Genomic DNA, 20,259 nt, shown 5'->3' with positions numbered 1-20,259 from the left:
CGGATTTGTGTAATCTGTATTTATATTTATGCTATATTCGCGCTCGATGGGAAGAATAATTGCAATAGATTACGGCCGGAAACGTACGGGGATAGCCGCTACGGATATTTTACAAATGATCGCTAACGGCGTGGCGACAGTCCCAAGTGGAGAGGTTGTGAAATACCTGTCGGATTACATATCGCGGGAACCGGTGGATTTATTTGTGGTCGGGCTTCCGAAGCAAATGAACAATGAGCCTTCTGAGAACATGAAGTATGTGGAGGCGTTCGTGACCCATCTGAAAAGGACGATACCAAGTATCCCGGTAACTTATTACGACGAGCGGTTCACGTCGGTCTTAGCTCATAAGGCCATGTTGGAAGGCGGTTTAAAGAAAAAGAAACGGCAAGATAAAGGATTGGTCGATGAGATTAGCGCCGTTATTATTTTGCAAGCTTATTTAGAAAGTAAAAAATATCAGTTATAACTTATGATTTTACCCGTATTTTTATATGGTCAGCCCGTACTAAGAAAAGAGGCTGAGGATGTACCTAAAGATTATCCCGACTTGAAACAGTTGGTTGCCAATATGTTTGAAACGATGTATAATGCCGATGGGGTAGGACTTGCCGCTCCTCAGGTGGGCTTGTCTATCCGTTTGGTGGTTATAGACGGTGATGTGATGGGAGATGACTTCCCTGAATGCAAGGGTTTCAAGCGTGCGTTGATTAATCCCGAGTTCTTGGAACGTAGCGAGGAGGAAATAGCTATGGAGGAAGGCTGCTTGAGCCTGCCGGGTATACACGAGAAAGTGTCTCGCTCGAAAACGGTTCGTGTGAGATATTGGGATGAGAATTGGGAGGAGCACGAGGAAGTGGTGGAAGGTTTCGCCGCCCGTATTGTGCAGCATGAGTGCGAGCATCTGACGGGGCATGTCTTTATCGACAATGTCTCCGCTATTCGCCGTCAATTGAACAAAGGCAAATTAAATAGTATTATTAAAGGGACGGTTCGTTGCTCTTACCGGGCAAAAGCCGTTGGTAAATAATAAATCTATAAATAATCAATATGACAGATTTAAGTAAAAACATTGAGGCCCTCAGGGAAAAGAAAGCCGTTATCGAGATGGGCGGTGGTGAGGCTGCTATCGAAAAGCAGGTGGCGATGGGTAAGCTTACTGCCCGGGAGCGTATCTTGGCTTTGTTGGATAAGAACTCTTTCCATGAGTATGACATGTTCGTGAAACACGATGGCCGTGATTTCGGTATGGAGAAGAAGGTTCTGCCGGGTGATGGTGTGGTTACCGGTACGGGTACGATCTTTGGTGCCCCGGTTTGCATCTATGCGCAGGACTTTACGGTTGCCGGTGGTTCGTTAGGTTTGCAGCATGCTCGTAAGATCACCAAGATCATGGATCATGCGTTGAAGATGAAATGCCCGATCATCGGAATCAATGACTCGGGTGGCGCGCGTATCCAAGAAGGTGTTGGTGCTTTGGCTGGTTATGGTGAAATATTCTATCGCAATACGATCGCCTCGGGCGTGATCCCTCAGATTTCCTTGATCCTCGGTCCTTGTGCCGGTGGTGCCGTTTATTCTCCGGCGTTGACGGACTTCGTGTTTGTGGTTGAGAACATCTCTAAGATGTTTATCACGGGACCGAACGTTATCAAGACCGTGCTGGGTGAGGATATCTCAATGGAAGACCTTGGTGGCGCACGTGTTCATGCAGAGACTACAGGTAACGCTCATTTCTATGCCTTGAGCGAGCAAGAATGTTTCGATCAGGTGAAACGTTTGGTTAGCTTCATCCCTTGGAATAATCAGGAGCGTGCGAAAGTGGTTGAGCCGAAAGAGCCGTCCGCTATGCTGAATATCGAGCAAGTAGTTCCGGCGGACCCGAAACAGCCGTATGATGTGCGAGACGTTATCAGATGTATCGTCGATGACTCGGACTTCTTGGAGATTCAAGAGTTGTGGGCCGCTAATATTGTGATCGGTTTTGGCCGTATGGCAGGAGAAACGGTAGGTTTCGTTGCCAATCAACCGATGGTTCTGGCCGGCGTGCTTGATTGTGATAGCGCTGACAAGGCCGCTCGTTTCATCCGTTTCTGCGACTCATTCAATATTCCTATCATCACGTTGGAGGATATGCCGGGTTATCTGCCGGGCGTAGATCAAGAGCATGCGGGTGTGATTCGTCATGGGGCTAAGGTTCTGTATGCGTATTCGGAAGCTACTGTTCCTAAGATCACGGTTATCTTGCGCAAGGCGTACGGTGGAGGTTATATAGCTATGAACTCCCGTCACTTGGGCGCTGACTTCATGTTCGCTTGGCCGAGCGCGGAGATCGCTGTTATGGGTCCGGAAGGTGCAGCTAACATCATATTCCGCAAGGAGATCATGGAGGCGGAAGATCAGAACGCTATGCGTCAGGAGAAGGTGAAAGAATATATCGAGAAATTCGCGAACCCGTACGTGGCGGCTTCCAAGGGATTTATCGACTCTGTGATCGAACCGAAAGAAACCCGTTCATTATTGCTACACGCACTGAAGCTTTCCATTCTAAAAGAGGAATACAGACCGGCCAAGAAGCACGGTTTGCCTCCGTTCTAAATTGATGAGAGTATGGAAAAGAAACACCAGCAAGAAGAATATGTAGACTTTGTGGTGACGGCACGTAAATATAAGACGTTGCTGACAGCGAAGTATAAGAGCCGACCGATGTGGCATAAGCCGTCGGCTGGTGACGTGGTTTCTCATCTTCCCGGAACGATTATCAAGATTATGGTAGAAGAAGGACAGGCTGTGGAGGCTGGGCAACTTCTGCTAATCCATGAGGCGATGAAAATGCAGAACCGGGTGGTCGCTCCCATATCGGGAGTCGTTGTCGAGCTCAATGTAAAAGAGGGCGATAAGATAACGAAGAATCATTTAATGGTAAAAATAGAGTCTAAGTAAGATAATTTACTTATTTTTGCCTCTCAATCATTTTTAATAGGATGAAGAAGGCAACACTCTTTTTGATATTACAGATATTTACGATTTCGCTTTTTGCGCAGATTAATACGGACCGTGTATTGGCCATTGGCAGGAACGCCCTTTATTTTGAGGATTATGTTCTTTCCATTCAGTACTTCAATCAAGTTATCAAATCCAAACCTTGGTTGGCGGAACCCTATTTTTACCGTGCGGTGGCGAAGATAAATCTGGACGATTTTAAGGGGGCCGAGGAAGACTGTACTTTATGTCTTCAGCGGAACCCTTTTTTAACGCAAGCGTATTACGCTCGCGGCATCGCCCGTCAAAGTCAGGAGAAATACGACGAGGCGATCGACGATTACCAGAAAGGACTTGAGTTCAAACCCGAGGACCGCCAGATGCTGGTGAATATGGCGGTGGCTTTTATCCAGAAAAAAGACTACAACGGGGCGGAGAAGACATTCGATGATTTAATGACCGCCCATCCGAAATATTCCATGAATTATATGACACGGGGCGCTATGTATCTGGAGAAAGGGGATACGTTGAAAGCCTTGGCCGATTATAATAAGGCGATCGAGATGGATCCTTATTATGCGCCGGCGTATGGCAATCGTGCGATCCTTCATTATCAAATGGATGATTATAAGGACGCTCTGGCCGATTTGAACGAGGCTCTACGTCTGGATACCCGTGAGAGCGGATATTATATTAACCGGGGGCTAGTTCGTTATCAGATGAATGACTTGAGAGGTGCGATGGCCGATTACGATCAGGTGATCAGCATGGATAGCCGGAACTTGATCGCACGGTTTAACCGGGGGTTGCTTCGGTTCCAAGTCGGGGATAATAACCGGGCTATCGAGGACTTCGATGTCGTTATCCAGCAAGAGCCAGATAACTATATGGCTTATTACAACCGTGCGTTGCTCCGTTTCGAGACGGGCGACTACCGGGGGGCCGTGCAGGATTACGACGTGGTCTTGAAGCAATATCCTACTTTCCTGCCAGGCTTTGTGAGCCGTTCGGAAGCAAAGCGTAAGCTAGGTGATAACGTGGGGGCAGACCGTGATTATTGGGCAGCCATAAAGATGGAGGAGCAGGCCAAGAACGGACAGCTCCCGAAGACATCGTCTTCTGGCTCCAATACAGCGGTGAACGGAGATGCCAAGACGGACGATTCGGAGGAGAATACTCGTGAGCAATCCGATAAGAATATCAATAAGTTCAACCGCTTGGTGGTATACGATAAGGAGCAGGAGCGTAAAAGTAAATACCAAAGTGAGGTCCGTGGGCGTGTACAAGACCGGAATGTCCATGTGGATCTGGAACCCCAGTTTGTCTTGACCTATTACGAGAAGGCGGATCCCGTAAAGAAACTTGTTTATTACGACAAGATGGTGGAGGATTACAATGGCCAGATGGTCTTGAAGCGTAAATTGCGTATCACGAACGAGGAGGCCGCTTTGACTGAGGACCAAATCGCCGTGCATTTCGCCTCCATCGACGAGTATTCGGCGGAGATCGAGCGTGATCCGAACAACGCTAACGCTTATTTTGGCCGTGCGATGGACTTCATGTTGGTGCAGGATTTCTCGGAGGCGATCAAGAATTTCTCGGAAGCGATCGAGCGAGACCCGTCGTTCACGATGGCTTATTTCAATCGTGCCGTGGAACGTTATAAGCAATTGATGTACACCCAATCCCAGCAGGCTAGCAAGGATACGTACGACTTGAGTGGCTCGGGAATGAACTTGAATATTGGTAAGTCCGCACAGTCGCAGGTAAACGCCAACACCTCGGTGGACCTCCGGAGCGCTATGCTGAAGGATAATAAGCGAGCCTATGAGCATGAGCAGATCATGAGGGATTACGATATGGTGATCAAGCTGAACCCGGGTTTTGTGTACGCTTACTTTAACCGTGCGAATCTGCGTTGCGCCCAGCGTGATTTCCGTGCCGCTATCGTTGATTACAACGAGGCGATCGAGCGGGACCCTGAATTTGCCGAGGCTTACTACAACCGTGGGTTAGCCCGTCTGTCGCAAGGTGACGTGAACCGGGGCATCGCCGACTTGAGCAAGGCAGGGGAATTGGGTATCTACAACGCCTATAATATCATCAAGCGAATGACAAGCCGGTGATAACGCAAATTATTCGAGTTAAATGTTTCGCTGATAGAAAAGAAATATTAACTTTGTGGGCTGAATATAAAGAATTTTAGAGAATAGAATATGATAAAGATTACATTTCCGGACAATTCCGTAAGAGAATATGCAAAGGGAACGACTGCTATGCAGATAGCGGAAAGCATTAGTTCTCGTTTGGCACAGGAAGTCCTAGCCGCAAGCGTGAATGGGGAGGTTTGGGACTTAAGCCGTCCTATCAACGACGACGCTACGGTGAAACTTTTGAAGTGGGAAGACGAGGAAGGTAAACATGCGTTCTGGCATTCCAGCGCTCACCTTATGGCAGAGGCTTTGCAGGAATTATATCCGGGTATTAAATTCGGTATCGGTCCGGCGATCGAGAACGGTTTCTATTATGACGTGGATCCGGGTGAGGCCGTGATCAAAGAGGGTGATTTCGCTGCTATCGAGGCTAAGATGCTTGAGCTGGTAGCCAAGAAAGAAGAGATCAAACGTCAGGACATTACCAAGGCGGATGCCATGAAGATGTTCGGCGATAGAGGTGAAGAGTATAAAACAGAGCTTATCAGTGAGTTGGAAGACGGTACGATCACTACCTATACGCAGGGTTCTTTTACGGACTTGTGTAGAGGACCGCACTTACCGAATACCTCTTATCTGAAAGCTGTCAAGATATTGAGCGTAGCCGGCGCTTATTGGCGTGGCGATGAGAAACGCAAGCAATTGGTTCGTTTGTATGGTATCACTTTCCCGAAAAAGAAGATGTTGGATGAGTATCTGACATTGTTGGAGGAGGCCAAGAAACGTGACCACCGTAAGATCGGTAAGGAGATGGACTTGTTCATGTTCTCCGATACGGTAGGTAAGGGCTTACCGATGTGGTTGCCGAAAGGTACCGCCTTGCGTTTGCGTCTGCAAGAGTTCTTGCGTCGTATCCAAGCTCGTTATAATTATCAAGAGGTAATGTGTCCGCCGATCGGTAATAAATTATTGTATATTACCTCCGGCCACTACGCTAAATACGGAAAGGATTCTTTCCAACCGATCCATACACCTGAGGAGGGTGAGGAATACTTCTTGAAACCGATGAACTGTCCTCATCACTGTATGATCTATAAAAACTCTCCTCGTTCGTATAAGGACCTGCCGTTGCGTCTCGCTGAGTTCGGTACGGTTTGCCGGTATGAGCAGAGCGGAGAGTTGCACGGATTGACCCGTGTACGTAGCTTTACGCAGGATGATGCTCATATTTTCTGCCGCCCCGATCAGGTAAAGCAGGAATTCTTGAACGTAATGGACATCATCTCGATCGTATTCAAGACGATGAATTTCGAGAACTTCGAGGCTCAGATCTCCTTGCGTGACAAGGTGAACCGTGAGAAATATATCGGTAGCGACGAGAATTGGGAGAAGGCTGAGCAAGCGATTGTAGAGGCTTGTGAGGAAAAAGGCTTGAAAGCTAAGATCGAATATGGAGAGGCCGCTTTCTACGGTCCGAAACTCGACTTCATGGTGAAAGACGCTATCGGCCGCCGTTGGCAGTTAGGTACGATTCAGGTAGACTATAACTTACCGGAACGTTTCCAATTGGAATATACGGGTGCCGACAACCAGAAGCACCGTCCGGTTATGATTCACCGTGCGCCGTTCGGTTCCATGGAACGGTTCGTTGCCGTATTGATCGAGCACACCGCCGGAAAGTTCCCGTTGTGGTTGACTCCGGAGCAGGTATGTATCATGCCGATCAGCGAGAAGTTTAATGATTACGCTTGGCAAATCGCGCGTGAGTTGGGTAATCAGGAAATCCGTGCTATCGTAGATGACCGAAATGAGAAGATCGGTCGTAAAATTCGTGACAATGAATTGAAAAGAATCCCTTATATGCTCATCGTTGGAGAAAAAGAAGCAGAAAATGGTGAAGTTTCTGTAAGAAAACAGGGCGAAGGTGATAAAGGTTCGATGAAAATTGCTACCTTTGCAGCGCTTTTGAATGGCGAGGTAGAGGAAATGATGAATCGCTGGCAAAAAAGTAATGATTAAATAACTAATAACGAGGAGAATAAATCTTTTTGAATGAAGAATGACAATCTGAAAGAACAGTATAGAATCAACGAACGTATTCGTGTTCGTGAAGTTCGTTTAGTAGGTGACAATATTGAGACGGGTGTTTATCCGATCGCTCAAGCGCTGAAAATAGCGGAAGAGCAGGGGATGGATCTAGTCGAGATTTCACCAAATGCTGCGCCCCCCGTTTGTAGAGTAATCGACTACCAGAAATTCCTCTATCAGCAAAAAAAGCGTCAGAAAGAGCAAAAAGCGAAATCTGTGAAAGTGGTCGTGAAGGAGATTCGTTTCGGGCCTCAGACAGATGATCATGATTACAATTTTAAATTGAAGCACGCTAAGGGATTTTTGGAGGAAGGTTCGAAGGTCAAAGCCTACGTGTTCTTTAAAGGCCGTTCTATCCTTTTCAAGGAACAGGGAGAAGTCCTGCTGCTTCGTTTTGCCAACGATTTGGAGGATTATGGAAAAGTAGAGCAGTTGCCGGTATTGGAGGGAAAACGTATGATTATCATGCTTACTCCGAAGAAAGCGGGCACTGGTTCAGCCCCGGCTGCGGCCGCAGCTCCGAAAGTTGTAAAGAAAGTGATCACGACACCTAAGCCTAAAAGCGAGGGTGATAAGAAAACAGAAGAATAAAATCCGTCCCTGATAGAAGGGAGGTTAAGTTTAATAATTAAAATATAATTGGAAAATGCCTAAGATGAAGACTAATTCCGGTGCCAAAAAGAGGTTCGCCCTTACCGGATCAGGAAAGATCAAAAGAAAACACGCTTTTAAGAGTCATATCTTAACAAAGAAGACTAAGAAGCAAAAGAGAAATCTTACTCACACGGGTTTGGTAGCTAGTGTTGACGTAAGCAACGTAAAGCAGATGCTTTGCATGAAGTAATCTTTATTCATTAAGCGAGTTTTATAACGATTTTTATTAACCGAATGCATTTAGCAATCAAGTTCATCCTAAGAGATGACGCTAACATTCAAAACAGATTAGAATTATGCCTAGATCAGTAAATCATGTTGCTTCAAGAGCAAAAAGAAAACGGATTTTAAAACTAACCCGTGGTTATTATGGTGCACGTAAGAACGTTTGGACCGTAGCGAAGAATACATGGGAAAAAGGTTTGACTTATGCTTTCCGCGACCGTCGTAACAAGAAACGTAATTTCCGTGCTTTGTGGATTCAGCGTATCAACGCTGCCGCTCGTATGGAAGGTTTGTCTTACTCTCGCCTAATGGGTGCTTTGCACGCTGCCGGTATCGAGATCAACCGTAAGGTTTTGGCAGACTTGGCCGTTAACCATCCGGAAGCATTCAAGGCTATCGTAGCTAAAGTAAAATAAGATTTTTGCTATATAGTTAATAAAGAGCCTCCCCGAAAAGGAGGCTCTTTTTTTGTTGTTTTTGTTTGGTTATGTCGATACGATTACATATCTTTGTAACAAGAAAAAGATAAACAGGGAATGAGTTAAGCCGCACTTGTTCGATTGGGAAACTCATCAGTTTATTTTAATTCCGAGACATAGCTCTTGTCGCCAATGGCGGGCCGCGCCCTTCGGGGTATGCTTAGCACGGCGGATTACAAAGGTGGCAAAGCACTCAAATCCTGTCATACGGAGTTTGTTCACATCTACAGTGCGGCTTTTTCAAATAGGGAAGAGGATCTTTAATTAGATTCTCTTCTTTTTTATGCGGTTCACGCAGGTAGTCTCGTTAGCTCATATAAGTAGTCTTCTGAGGATAAAGTGAATTATTTTGAAAATAAATTAGGTTTTATAGTTGGTAATCCAAAAAGAATGCTTTCCTTTGTACCAACAAACAAAAGATAGTTTGTCTTGCTCTTTATCTTCGAGTTTCTATTCTCAGTAATGATAATATATTCTTCTAGAAATCGATCTTCACTAACATCACTTGTTTTATTATTAATTTATTTTTAATTTTTTTGTATGAATATTTACATTGGAAACTTGAGTTATCGAGTAAGAGAGTCTGATTTGCAACAAGTATTAGAAGAGTATGGTGTTGTTGATTCAGTAAAGTTAATTGTTGATCGTGATACTAGACGTTCTAAGGGTTTTGCTTTCGCTGAAATGCCTAACGTAGACGAGGCTCAAAAAGCTATCGAGGAATTAAACCAAGCTGAGTACGAAGGTCGTCAGATGGTTGTAAAAGAAGCAATTCCTAGACGTTAATTTTAGAAGATATACATCTTAAAATAACTCTGAAGCGGGGAGACGATAGTCTTTCCGCTTTTTTGATATTGTCCATTATTGTCGTATATTTACGCACCAAGAATAACACAACTAAAAAATAAGTATTATGACGTTGCCAAAACGGTCTTACATGAAAGTAACCGGACTTGCTCTCGCTTGTTCCTCGCTACTTTTTTCCTGTGCTCCCAAGGAGGTTCCGCAGGTGAATTTAATCCCTAAGCCGGCCCATATCGAGGTGACTGGCGGTTATTTCAAAGTAGATAGTAATCTCGTATTCGGGAATGATCAATCGGGTACGATCCGTTACGTGGTCGATGAGTCTTTCAATGGCGGAAATCCGGAGGGATATGCGTTGAATGTGACCAAGAAGGGGATCGAGTTGAGAGCCGCCTCTAAATCCGGATTGTTTTACGGGGAACAAACGTTGCGCCAGCTGTATACGTCGAAAGGGATTCCTTGCGTATCGATCCAAGATAATCCCCGTTTCCCGTATCGTGGCTTGCATCTGGATGTCTCTCGTCATTTCTTCCCGAAAGAGGAGGTGATGAAGTTATTGAACGTCATGTCTTATTATAAATTGAATACGCTTCATATGCATTTGACGGATGCCGGTGGTTGGCGTATCCAGATGGATAAATACCCGAAACTGACTACGGACGTGGCTTTCCGTACGGAATCCGATTGGCAGAAATGGTGGGATGGAAAGGATCGCAAGTATCTGCCGGAAGGAACTCCGGGGGCATATGGCGGTTATTTTACGAAAGAAGATATCCGTGAGATCGTGGATTACGCTACGGCTCGGCATATTAATATAATACCGGAAATCGAATTCCCGGGGCATTCGGACGAGGTGTTCGTGGCGTACCCGGAGTTGAGTTGTGCCGGCAAACCTTATACGACGGGTGATTTCTGCATCGGCAACGAGAAATCGTTTACGTTCATGGAGGATGTATTGTCCGAGGTGATCGAGTTGTTCCCTTCCGAATATATCCATATCGGGGGAGACGAGGCCGGGAAGGGAGCTTGGAAGACCTGCCCGAAATGTCAAGGCTTGATGCGCCGGAACGGGATGAAGGACGTGGATGAGTTGCAGAGCTATATGATTCATCGTGCCGAGGAATTCCTGATTTCCAAAGGCCGCAAATTGATCGGTTGGGATGAGATTCTGGAAGGGGGCTTGGCTCCGGAGGCTACCGTCATGTCTTGGCGGGGCGAGGAAGGGGGAATCAAGTCCGCCCGCATGGGACACGACGTGGTCATGACACCGGGTGGTTATATGTATTTCGATTTCTATCAAGCCGATCCGAAGACACAGCCGTATGCCATCGGCGGTTATACGCCGATCAAGCGGGCGTACAGTTATAATCCAGTGCCTGTGGATTCGTTGACTGCCGAGGAAAGTAAGCATATCCTAGGGGTGCAGGCGAATACATGGACGGAGTATATCAAGGATGAGAAACATTTGGAGTATATGATGTTCCCTCGTGCCTTGGCGGTCGCCGAGATCGGATGGACTCCGCAAGAGGATCGTAGTTGGGAGGATTTTAAGCCTCGTATGAACGCGAATATCCCGGTTCTGCAACGGATGGGTATCAATACGTTCACGCTCTCGGACGAGATCGAGACCACGATGGAGGTAGATACCTTGCGGCGAGAGATCAAGGTCATGTTGGATGCGGAGAAATATCCGGCGGAGATACGTTACACGACAGACGGCTCTATTCCCGCCGCCTCTTCCCGGGTCTATAACGGCCCGATCGTGGTGAAAGACTCCGCTGATATCAAGGCCGCTATTTTCCGTGACGGGCAGCTTCAAGGAACGCCTACCGAGAAGAAGGTGGATTATCACCGGGGTATCAATAAGCCTATACATTATAATAGTAAGCTGTATAGCGGTTATATGGCGGGTGGCATGAACGCCTTGCTGGACGGCTATAGGGGAGGCTTGACTTATCTGGACGGCCGTTGGCAGGGTTATTTGAATGACTTGGATTGCGTGGTGGACATGGGCGAGGTGACGGATATCCATAAGGTATCGTCCCGCTTTATGCAATTGATCGGCCCGGGCGTGTACCAACCGGGAGAGGTGGAGTTGCTGACATCGGAAGACGGGGAGAGCTATATCTCGCAGGGAGTTATCCCTACTACGATATCCAATACGGATAAAGACCTGTCTTTTCAGGAATATACGTTTAACGGCGATTGGAAAGCCCGTTATATCCGTATCAAGGCAAAAGAGGCAAATAAGGGTTTCATCTTCACGGATGAGATCGTGATCTGGTAAGTATGAATCAATTAATTATCAACTAAAATACATTTATCAAATGAAGAAACAGTTAATGACCTTCCTGTTGTGTGGCAGTCTGTTCGCTACGGCGCAGCAACCGGTAGATTATGTGAACCCCTTCATCGGTACGAGCAATTACGGTACGACGAATCCCGGTGCGGTTTGTCCGCAGGGTATGATGAGCGTGGTTCCTTTCAACGTCATGGGGTCGGAGAAGAACCGTTTTGACAAGGATAGTCAATGGTGGTCTACTCCTTACTCGGCAGACAATAAATTCTTTACGGGATTCGCCCACGGCAGCTTGAGCGGCGTGGGATGCCCGGAGCTGGGAGGTTTGCTATTGATGCCGACGACGGGCGAGTTGAACGTGGACTATAAGGCTTACGGCAGTGAGTACAAGGACGAGGTGGCTCATCCCGGTTATTATAGCAATACCTTGACCAAGTATAATATCAAGGCGGAGGCTACTGCCAGCATGCGTACGGGCTTGAGCCGTTTTACCTTTCCGAAAGGGGAGAGCCATATCCTCTTGAACCTAGGCGAGGGCTTGACGAACGAGACCGGCGCTACGGTACGTATCGTGAATGATACGGAGATCGAGGGGAGTAAGCTTTTAGGTACGTTCTGCTATAATCCACAGGCCGTATTCCCGGTTTACTTCGTGATGAAGGTAAACAAGGCCCCGAAGAAGATGGGTTATTGGAAGAAACAACGTGAGATGAAGGGGGTAGAGGCCGAATGGGATATCTACTCCGGCAAGTATAAGTTATATACCAGTTATACCCGTGAGATGAGCGGAGACGACATCGGCGTATGGTTCGATTATGATACGGACGAGGGCGAGGCTATCGAGGTGAAGATGGGTATCTCGTACGTGAGCATCGAGAACGCCCGCCTGAACATGAATACGGAGCAGCCCGGCTTCGATTTCGACAAGGTCCGTACGGCGGCTAGCACGATGTGGAACAAGGATCTTTCCAAGGTACAAGTGGAAGGAGGTACGAAAGACGAGAAAACGATATTCTATACCGGTATGTATCATTTGCTGATCCATCCGAATATCCTGCAAGACGTGAACGGCGAGTACCCGATGATGGAGAGCCTGAAAGTAGGCCATACCACCGGAAACCGTTATACGGTCTTCTCCCTGTGGGATACGTACCGCAACGTAAGTACCCTGATGACCTTGCTCTATCCGGAGCGTCAATTAGATATTATCCGTACGATGCTGGATATGTACCGGGAAAACGGTTGGTTACCGAAATGGGAGCTTTACGGACGTGAGACCTTTACGATGGAGGGCGATCCCTCGATCCCGTATATCGTAGACGCATGGATGCGCGGCTTGCGTGACTTTGATGAGCAAACCGCTTATGAGGCGATGCGTAAAGGCGCTACTACCCCGGGAGAGTTCAACCTGCTTCGTCCGGACGCGAACGATTATTTCAGCAAGGGCTATGTTCCTTTGCGTGAGCAATACGATAACTCCGTATCTCATGCGCTGGAATATTATATCGCCGACTGGAACTTGGCTAATTTCGCTCAAGCCTTGGGTAAGAAAGAGGATGCCAAGTTATTCCGTGACCGTTCTTTAGGTTACAAACATTATTATAGCAAGGAGTTCGGAACGCTGCGTCCTATCTTGCCGGACGGCACTTTCTACTCTCCGTTCGATCCGAAACAAGGCGAGAACTTCGAGCCTAGTCCCGGTTTCCATGAAGGCAACGCATGGAATTATACGTTTTATGTTCCTCACGATATCAAGGGACTGGCCAAATTGATGGGAGGCGATAAGAAATTTGTCGATCATTTGCAGAAGGTATTCGATGACGGCAATTATGATCCCGCCAACGAGCCGGATATCGCTTATCCTTATTTGTTTAGTTATTTCAAGGGAGAGGCTTGGCGTACTCAGAAGTTGGTCCGTCAGTTGTTGAAGGATTGCTATCATAACGCCCCGAACGGTGTCCCGGGTAACGAGGATACAGGCACTATGTCCGCTTGGGCTATTTTCTCCATGATGGGCTTCTATCCGGCTTGTCCGGGCGACGTGAACTATGTATTGACTTCCCCGACTTTCGATAAGGTTACGATCCAGCTCGACAAGAAATTCTATCCTAAAGGCGAATTGGTAATCGAGTCTAAGCATAGTAATCCGGAAGCGATCTACATCAAGGACGTTTTCGCCGGCGATAAAAAGCTAAAGGGCTACACCATCTCGCAAGAGGACTTGGTAAATGCCGGAACCTTGCGTTATATCCTCGAGGATACGCATAAGTAAGCCAAGATAAAGATATACCGAATTTGATATTTACCGGACGCAGATGACACCGACAAGCACGGGTGATCTGCGTCCGGTTTATTTTTTGATATCCTAAAACCATTTGATCTTCCTGAATATAAAAAAGGCCGTAGCGGATAGCAAGATCGAGAGCAAGATGATAACCACGAAACCATGCGGCATATCCTCCATGTAGATCGGGACGTTCATCCCGTAGAAGCTAGCGATTAATGTCGGAACCATTAAGATAATGGAAAGTGATGTCATACGTTTCATGATCGTGTTCACGTTGTTGGAGATGATAGAGGCGAAAGCGTCCATCGTACCCGTAAGAATATCGCTATAGATATTTACCGTGTTATGGGCCTGTTTCAACTCGATCTCCACGTCCTCCACCAAATCCTTGTCGATATATTCCGGCTCTTGGAAAATATTCTGGAGCTTGGCCAGCATCACCTCATTCCCGCGGATGGAGGTGTTGAAGAATACCATGCTCTTCTCCAGCTTCATCAACGCTAGCAGATCCTCGTTGCGGATGCTTTTCTCCAACGCCTTTTCCGCCTCGGTGACGGCGTAATTGATTTGTTTCAGGTATTTAAGGAACCATACGGCCGATGAGTGGATCAGCCGGAGGATCAACTCATACTTGTTTTTAATCTGGAGTTCCTTCCGTTGGGTATAGCGGATGAAATCGGGGATCAAGTCCGTCTTATGGTAACATACGCTTACGATGATCTCATTGTTCGTGATGATACCGATCGGCACCGTATTGAACGGGATGTCATGATCTTGGTTCTGCAACGGGATACGTAAGATGGTAAGCAACCAATTCCCCTCGTACTCGATACGGGGACGCTCGTCCGTATCGGCTATATCGCTCAAGAATGATTCGGGTACGTTAAATCGATCCATCAAGAATTGAAGATCTTCGGGAGTCGGGCACTCTACGTTTACCCAACTGTTAGGAAGCCATTGGTTCTTCTCCACATAACCGGCCTCACAATAAAGAAATTGTCTCATTATTGCCTCCTTTCGTGTTTAATCCGAGCAGAGGATCAATGAAACCCTCCGCCTCGTTAGTTCATACTCTGTTCTGTTTCTAGCGGGATACTGTCGTCCATAATTTGAAAATTACTTTTTACGGGTACAAAGATAATACTTTTTTACGTAAGTAAAGTTATGTCGCTGTATGCTGACAGCAATATTGTTGCCAGTTTACGTTAGCATAGGCTTACTTCTCTGAGAGTATTGCGATACTTCTGGTAATAGTACTGGAGTACTTTCATGGAAGTACCCGAGTACTGCCTAAGAAGTACTCCAATACTTCTTAGGCAGTACTGGCCATCTATTCAATCCCGCATTTCCCCTCTTCGTTGAAGTAGAAGAAGAGCCCGGTATCTATGCTGACCGGACCATGGATACGGCTTACGGCGGGTTCCCATGCGGGCATCAACCGGAGTACCCGTAAGGCTTCATCGCGGAACTCATCATAGGTTTTCCCCGTATCACGAGGATACAGTATATTCTCGGGTAGGCTTACGGGATTCTGTAACATTCCTAAGGAATCGATCGTGAAGGAGTAGAAGAGTCGTACCTTCGTGCCCGTACCTTTATAAGATTCGGGATAACGCAGGTTCTGTTCGAAGAAACGGGTCATGGCTTCTCTTCCTCCCTTGAACTCGGCCATGGGGCGAGGCTCGTGGAGCCGGCTGGCGAAGCGTGTGTATTCCTCATAATCTTCCGGGTTATCGGATAGGTAGAACGTGGCGGCCAAAGGATAATGGACGATGCCGGCGCCCTGTCCGGTGATGACGGTCTTATGCACCCGGTACAATCCCGGTGGATTTTCCTTGAGCTCAGGCATCAAGGTGGCCGAGAAATCGTCTCTTGTCTCGTTTGGAAAGATCGGATAGCCGATATCAACAAAAAAGTTGGGTTGCGGGACCCCTTTCCATGCCTTCCCGTCGAAATGCTCGATGAAATAACTTTCGCCTCCCATCCCTTCTAGGTCGGTATGGTTGGTGATGGCGATCTCGATCCGTTCGATGTTGGTTGGGTAGACATTCGGACTTACTCGCATGGAGAAGTGGGTGGTGTCCTCGCAAAGAGATTCCTCGGGCGACCGGTCGTAAGGGCCTCCGCCGATCCGGATGAGGGGCGAGTCGAATACGTACGTCTTAAATGCTTTTACATACGGAGCTTCCGCTATGATAAGCTGTAGGAAGACGGAGTCGTCCGTGTTCCAGAGGGAGGCCATGTTTCTGCGGATCTTCCGGAGATGCGGGGGAAGGGTATCGTATTCCTTGCCGAAGAACAATTCTATGCTGTCCCGTATCTGCTTGGCGGTCCATCCTTCCGTGGAAACTGAAGATGCGGCATGGGTATCAGTCGGTAACGGTAGGGAATCTTGCCGTGCTATGGATTGGGAGTCGGCTGAGTAGTCGCTACTGTTTTCCCCTTTCTTTTGTTTGGTATGGCAGCCGTATAATAGGCAACCTCCCATGATAACTAATCCGATAAAATACGCTTTCATGATTCGACAGGTTTTAATTCCTAAATATAAAGAATCTTTTTCAGAAATGGGTAAAAGATATTACCTTTGACTCCCCAAATAGAAAGAATGATGGCAGAAGGAACAAGAAATACAGGAAGAGGAAGGAAAAAGCCTGTGGAGATGCTCCCCGATATGGGGCGTCTTCAGCCACAGGCCCGTGAGTTGGAGGAGGCTGTGTTGGGTGCGTTGATGCTGGAGAAAGATGCGTACTCGATCGTCAGCGAGATCTTGAAGCCGGAGTGTTTCTATGAGAAAGCGCATGAGAAGATTTATGCCGCTATCGTAGACTTGGCGTTGAGCCAGCGTCCCGTGGATATGCTTACCGTAACGGAGCAATTGAAGAAACGGGGAGAATTGGAGGATGTAGGCGGACCGTTTTATATCTCTCAACTTACCAGCAAGGTGGCCAGTAGCGCCCATATCGAGTATCACGCCCGGATCATTGCCCAGAAATATCTGGCGAGGGAGTTGATCTCTTTCACGGCGATGATCCAAGGAAAGGCATTTGATGAGACGCTCGATGTAGAGGACCTGATGCAAGAGGCGGAGGGCAAGTTGTTCGAGATCTCGCAACGTAACGTAAAGAAGGATGTCACCCAGATCAACCCCGTCATCAAGGACGCTATGGAGATGTTGCAAAAGGCGGCCCTCCAGAAGGAAGGTCTGAGCGGATTGCGTACGGGCTTCGAGGGGTTGGATAAGATGACTTCCGGTTGGCAGAATTCAGACCTTATCATTATCGCCGCCCGTCCGGCCATGGGTAAGACGGCCTTCGTTCTTTCCATGGCGAAGAATATGGCGGTGAATTTCAATACGCCTGTCGCCCTGTTCTCGCTCGAGATGAGTAACGTGCAGTTGGTAAACCGTCTGATCGTGAATGTCTGCGAGATACCGGGCGAGAAGATCAAGAGCGGACGCTTGGAGAGCTACGAGTGGGAACAGCTGGATTTTAAGATCAAGGAGCTTTACGACGCCCCGATCTTCGTGGACGATACCCCGAGCTTGTCCGTCTTCGAGCTGCGGACGAAAGCCCGTCGTCTGGTGCGTGAGCATGGCATTAAATGTATCATTATCGACTACCTTCAGTTGATGAACGCCAGCGGTATGAACTTCGGTAGCCGTGAGCAGGAGGTGAGTACGATCTCCCGCTCGTTGAAGGGATTGGCCAAGGAATTGAATATCCCGATCATCGCCTTGTCGCAGTTGAACCGTGGTGTGGAAGCCCGTCAAGGCGTGGAAGGTAAGCGTCCGCAGCTAGCCGACTTGCGTGAGTCCGGAGCTATCGAGCAGGATGCCGATATGGTATGTTTCATCCACCGTCCCGAATATTATAAGATTACGGAAGATGAGCGGGGAAATTCTCTGATCGGTCTTGCCGAGATCATTATCGCCAAGCATCGTAACGGTGCCGTGGGGGATGTCCGGCTGCGCTTTAAGAGCGAGTTCGCCAAGTTTATGAACGTAGAGGAAGATATAGCGGTAAGGGAATTCTCCTCAACCATGAACGGTGGAGACCCGATGCCCCCGATCCCATCGCCGGGAGCTGATTTCCTAAGTCAAGGTAGCAGCAACGAGGTTCCGTTTTAATATAGCATGAATGAACGAAAGAGGCGAAAACGTTTGCGGTAGATTTTTCGCCTCTTCTTTTCTGTTTCGTTGGCGAATCCGGTTCGAATCTTCTATCTTTGTGATTGAAAACAAATTACTGAATCAGCCATGACGAGACACTTAGTTCCGGTATCTATATACCTGTCGCTGTTGCTTAGCTGCAACTCGCCGAAAGAATACAAATCCTTTGATGAATACCCTTCCTATGAGGGAGACGATCTGGAGTTGTTCTATTCTCCCACGAAATCCGTGTTCACCCTTTGGGCCCCGACAGCGGAAGAAGTCCGCTTGAATCTTTACGCCTCCGGTGAAGGAGGGGAGCCTGTCCGCCGGTTGCCGATGAAATCCTCGGATAAGGGTACGTGGCGTATCTCCGTGAGCGAGGATCTGAAAGGCTCCTTCTATACCTTCCAGATCCGTATCGGCGATAAATGGCTGGATGAGACTCCCGGTATCTGGGCGAAAGCCGTCGGGGTGAATGGAAACCGTGCGGCCGTGATCGATTGGGCGGCTACCGATCCGGAGGGCTGGGAGGCGGATAAATCTCCCGAGTTGAAAAGCTTCTCCGATATTATCATCTACGAGATGCATCATCGGGATTTCTCGATCGCCGCGAACTCCGGCGTGACGCATAAAGGTAAGTTTCTCGCCTTGGCGGAGAACGGCACGAAAGGTCCGGGCGGCGTGGCTACCGGCGTGGATCATCTGAAGGAGTTGGGCGTTACCCATGTCCATATCCTTCCTTCCTATGATTATGGCTCGGTGGACGAGACCCGCTTGCAAGATAATGTGTACAATTGGGGGTATGATCCCAAGAACTATAACGCCCCCGAGGGGAGCTATTCCACCGATCCTTACAATCCCGAGGCTCGTATTCGTGAGTTCAAGGAGATGGTGCGGGGGTTGCACCGGAATGGTATCCGTGTGATCATGGACGTGGTTTACAATCATACCTTCGTGGGTGACGGGTCGAATTTCAGCTTGACCGTCCCCGGTTACTTCTACCGTCATAAACTGGACGGAAGCTATTCGGATGCCTCCGGCTGTGGTAATGAGACCGCTTCGGAGCGGGCGATGGTACGCCGCTATATCGTGGAGTCCGTGAAATATTGGGCCGAGGAATACCATGTGGATGGTTTCCGTTTCGACTTGATGGGCATCCATGACGTAGAGACCATGAACGAGGTAAAAGCCGAGTTAACCAAACTAGATCCTTCCATCTTCGTATACGGCGAGGGCTGGACCGCCAGCGATTCCCCGCTACCGGAGGATCAGAGGGCGATCAAGGTAAACGCCCCGAAACTGAATGATGTGGCCGTATTTAGCGATGACCTGCGGGATGCTTTAAAAGGAAGCGTATTCGAGACTACACAGGCCGGTTTCGCCTCCGGAAAGCCGGAAGGTAACGAGGAGTCTATTAAGTTCGGTATTGTAGGCGCTATCCGCCATCCGCAAATCGACTATAACCAAATATTATATTGCAAAGCGCCTTATGCGAACAAGCCTACGCAAGTGATCAACTATGTCTCTTGCCACGATGATCTTTGTTTGATGGATAAGTTGAAGCTCTCGGCCCCGAAAGACGCTACCCCGGATGAGTTGATACGATTCGGCAAGTTGGCCCAGACCATCATCTTCACCTCGCAAGGAGTTCCCTTCATGCGGGCAGGAGAGGAGTTGCTGCACGATAAGAAGGGCGTACATAACAGCTATCAATCGCCCGATTCAATCAATGAGATCGACTGGTCTTTGAAGGCAAAAAACAAGGATGTTTTCAACTATTACAAGGATTTGATCGCCCTTCGTAAGTCGCACCCGGCTTTCCGTATCGCCACGGCCGAGGGAGTGAGGGAGGCCCTTCAATTCCAAGAAGTGAACCAGCCCGGTGTCGTAGCGTATACCTTAGGGGAACATGCGAACGGGGATAGTTGGAAGAAGATTATGGTTATCTTTAACGGGAACCGGAAGGCGGTAACGGTTTCTCTGCCGGAAGGAACATGGATTCCGGTTTGTAAAGACGGTCGGATTTATCTGGACGGTAAAGGTTCCGTACAGGGTAAAACTACCGTAAGCGCCTCTTCCGCCTTGATCTTGAAACAAGATTAATACGGAACTAAATCAAAGAAAATCCCCCGGGACAT

16 protein-coding genes are annotated in these 20,259 nt (G+C 47.9%); 14 read left to right on the top strand and 2 right to left on the bottom strand.

Annotated features, from left to right (window positions below):
* The first annotated feature begins 46 nt into the window (after positions 1 to 46).
* From ruvX to DWX84_RS06740, 12 genes are all read left to right on the top strand, one after another.
* Positions 47 to 469, top strand: a complete 423-nt coding sequence (ruvX, locus tag DWX84_RS06800; RefSeq protein ID WP_008772415.1) for a Holliday junction resolvase RuvX — start codon at positions 47 to 49, stop codon at positions 467 to 469.
* A 3-nt stretch (positions 470 to 472) separates the two neighbouring features.
* Positions 473 to 1,030 (top strand): peptide deformylase, encoded by a 558-nt coding sequence (def, locus tag DWX84_RS06795; RefSeq protein WP_005857695.1) that lies wholly within the window; start codon positions 473 to 475, stop codon positions 1,028 to 1,030.
* A 20-nt stretch (positions 1,031 to 1,050) separates the two neighbouring features.
* A complete protein-coding gene (locus DWX84_RS06790; protein ID WP_005857693.1) occupies positions 1,051 to 2,598 on the top strand; it encodes an acyl-CoA carboxylase subunit beta in 1,548 nt (515 codons plus the stop codon).
* A 12-nt stretch (positions 2,599 to 2,610) separates the two neighbouring features.
* Positions 2,611 to 2,943: an acetyl-CoA carboxylase biotin carboxyl carrier protein subunit gene (locus DWX84_RS06785; protein ID WP_005857691.1), complete on the top strand. Its 333-nt coding sequence runs from the start codon at positions 2,611 to 2,613 to the stop codon at positions 2,941 to 2,943.
* A gap of 41 nt (positions 2,944 to 2,984) precedes the next feature.
* The gene (locus tag DWX84_RS06780; RefSeq protein ID WP_048928229.1) at positions 2,985 to 5,108 is read left to right on the top strand and encodes a tetratricopeptide repeat protein; all 2,124 of its coding nucleotides are present in this window, start codon (positions 2,985 to 2,987) and stop codon (positions 5,106 to 5,108) included.
* A 90-nt stretch (positions 5,109 to 5,198) separates the two neighbouring features.
* On the top strand, positions 5,199 to 7,154 hold the full coding sequence (gene thrS / locus DWX84_RS06775; protein WP_005857688.1) for a threonine--tRNA ligase: 1,956 nt from the start codon (positions 5,199 to 5,201) through the stop codon (positions 7,152 to 7,154).
* Positions 7,155 to 7,187: 33 nt separating this feature from the next.
* On the top strand, positions 7,188 to 7,814 hold the full coding sequence (infC, locus tag DWX84_RS06770) for a translation initiation factor IF-3 (RefSeq protein WP_008779711.1): 627 nt from the start codon (positions 7,188 to 7,190) through the stop codon (positions 7,812 to 7,814).
* Between the two features lie 55 nt (positions 7,815 to 7,869).
* Positions 7,870 to 8,067, top strand: a complete 198-nt coding sequence (gene rpmI, locus DWX84_RS06765) for a 50S ribosomal protein L35 (protein ID WP_005857684.1) — start codon at positions 7,870 to 7,872, stop codon at positions 8,065 to 8,067.
* A 106-nt stretch (positions 8,068 to 8,173) separates the two neighbouring features.
* Positions 8,174 to 8,518 (top strand): 50S ribosomal protein L20, encoded by a 345-nt coding sequence (gene rplT / locus DWX84_RS06760; RefSeq protein ID WP_005857682.1) that lies wholly within the window; start codon positions 8,174 to 8,176, stop codon positions 8,516 to 8,518.
* Positions 8,519 to 9,121: 603 nt separating this feature from the next.
* A complete protein-coding gene (locus DWX84_RS06750; protein WP_005862983.1) occupies positions 9,122 to 9,367 on the top strand; it encodes an RNA-binding protein in 246 nt (81 codons plus the stop codon).
* A gap of 127 nt (positions 9,368 to 9,494) precedes the next feature.
* Positions 9,495 to 11,672 (top strand): family 20 glycosylhydrolase, encoded by a 2,178-nt coding sequence (locus DWX84_RS06745; protein WP_121960852.1) that lies wholly within the window; start codon positions 9,495 to 9,497, stop codon positions 11,670 to 11,672.
* 40 nt (positions 11,673 to 11,712) lie between these two features.
* Positions 11,713 to 13,956 (top strand): GH92 family glycosyl hydrolase, encoded by a 2,244-nt coding sequence (locus DWX84_RS06740; RefSeq protein WP_005862979.1) that lies wholly within the window; start codon positions 11,713 to 11,715, stop codon positions 13,954 to 13,956.
* A gap of 93 nt (positions 13,957 to 14,049) precedes the next feature.
* On the opposite strand, the gene DWX84_RS06735 is transcribed toward DWX84_RS06740, so the two are convergent.
* Positions 14,050 to 14,976 (bottom strand): magnesium transporter CorA family protein, encoded by a 927-nt coding sequence (locus DWX84_RS06735; protein WP_005862977.1) that lies wholly within the window; start codon positions 14,974 to 14,976, stop codon positions 14,050 to 14,052.
* Positions 14,977 to 15,301: 325 nt separating this feature from the next.
* Positions 15,302 to 16,489 (bottom strand): immunoglobulin-like domain-containing protein, encoded by a 1,188-nt coding sequence (locus tag DWX84_RS06730; protein ID WP_122377455.1) that lies wholly within the window; start codon positions 16,487 to 16,489, stop codon positions 15,302 to 15,304.
* Between the two features lie 90 nt (positions 16,490 to 16,579).
* On the opposite strand from DWX84_RS06730, the gene dnaB reads away from it, so the two are divergent.
* Positions 16,580 to 18,097, top strand: a complete 1,518-nt coding sequence (gene dnaB / locus DWX84_RS06725) for a replicative DNA helicase (protein WP_008779715.1) — start codon at positions 16,580 to 16,582, stop codon at positions 18,095 to 18,097.
* Positions 18,098 to 18,226: 129 nt separating this feature from the next.
* Entirely contained in the window at positions 18,227 to 20,224 is a 1,998-nt protein-coding gene (gene pulA, locus DWX84_RS06720; RefSeq protein ID WP_121960850.1) for a type I pullulanase, read from the top strand.
* Positions 20,225 to 20,259: the final 35 nt, after the last annotated feature.

The organism is Parabacteroides sp. AF21-43, assembly GCF_003635435.1.
GTDB lineage: Bacteria > Bacteroidota > Bacteroidia > Bacteroidales > Tannerellaceae > Parabacteroides > Parabacteroides distasonis.
The sequence above is the reverse complement of the archived record's forward strand: the minus strand, read 5'-3'. Positions and strand labels throughout refer to the sequence as shown.

Excerpts from the sequence above, each read along its gene's own strand:
- DWX84_RS06780 (WP_048928229.1), top strand. The coding sequence starts at position 2,985 with ATGAAGAAGGCAACACTCTTTTTGATATTACAGATATTTACGATTTCG.
- DWX84_RS06785 (WP_005857691.1), top strand. The coding sequence starts at position 2,611 with ATGGAAAAGAAACACCAGCAAGAAGAATATGTAGACTTTGTGGTGACG.
- thrS (WP_005857688.1), top strand. The coding sequence starts at position 5,199 with ATGATAAAGATTACATTTCCGGACAATTCCGTAAGAGAATATGCAAAG.
- DWX84_RS06790 (WP_005857693.1), top strand. The coding sequence starts at position 1,051 with ATGACAGATTTAAGTAAAAACATTGAGGCCCTCAGGGAAAAGAAAGCC.
- ruvX (WP_008772415.1), top strand. The coding sequence starts at position 47 with ATGGGAAGAATAATTGCAATAGATTACGGCCGGAAACGTACGGGGATA.
- DWX84_RS06740 (WP_005862979.1), top strand. The coding sequence starts at position 11,713 with ATGAAGAAACAGTTAATGACCTTCCTGTTGTGTGGCAGTCTGTTCGCT.
- DWX84_RS06750 (WP_005862983.1), top strand. The coding sequence starts at position 9,122 with ATGAATATTTACATTGGAAACTTGAGTTATCGAGTAAGAGAGTCTGAT.
- rplT (WP_005857682.1), top strand. The coding sequence starts at position 8,174 with ATGCCTAGATCAGTAAATCATGTTGCTTCAAGAGCAAAAAGAAAACGG.
- dnaB (WP_008779715.1), top strand. The coding sequence starts at position 16,580 with ATGGCAGAAGGAACAAGAAATACAGGAAGAGGAAGGAAAAAGCCTGTG.
- infC (WP_008779711.1), top strand. The coding sequence starts at position 7,188 with ATGAAGAATGACAATCTGAAAGAACAGTATAGAATCAACGAACGTATT.
- rpmI (WP_005857684.1), top strand. The coding sequence starts at position 7,870 with ATGCCTAAGATGAAGACTAATTCCGGTGCCAAAAAGAGGTTCGCCCTT.
- DWX84_RS06745 (WP_121960852.1), top strand. The coding sequence starts at position 9,495 with ATGACGTTGCCAAAACGGTCTTACATGAAAGTAACCGGACTTGCTCTC.
- def (WP_005857695.1), top strand. The coding sequence starts at position 473 with ATGATTTTACCCGTATTTTTATATGGTCAGCCCGTACTAAGAAAAGAG.
- pulA (WP_121960850.1), top strand. The coding sequence starts at position 18,227 with ATGACGAGACACTTAGTTCCGGTATCTATATACCTGTCGCTGTTGCTT.
- DWX84_RS06735 (WP_005862977.1), bottom strand. The coding sequence starts at position 14,976 with ATGAGACAATTTCTTTATTGTGAGGCCGGTTATGTGGAGAAGAACCAA.
- DWX84_RS06730 (WP_122377455.1), bottom strand. The coding sequence starts at position 16,489 with ATGAAAGCGTATTTTATCGGATTAGTTATCATGGGAGGTTGCCTATTA.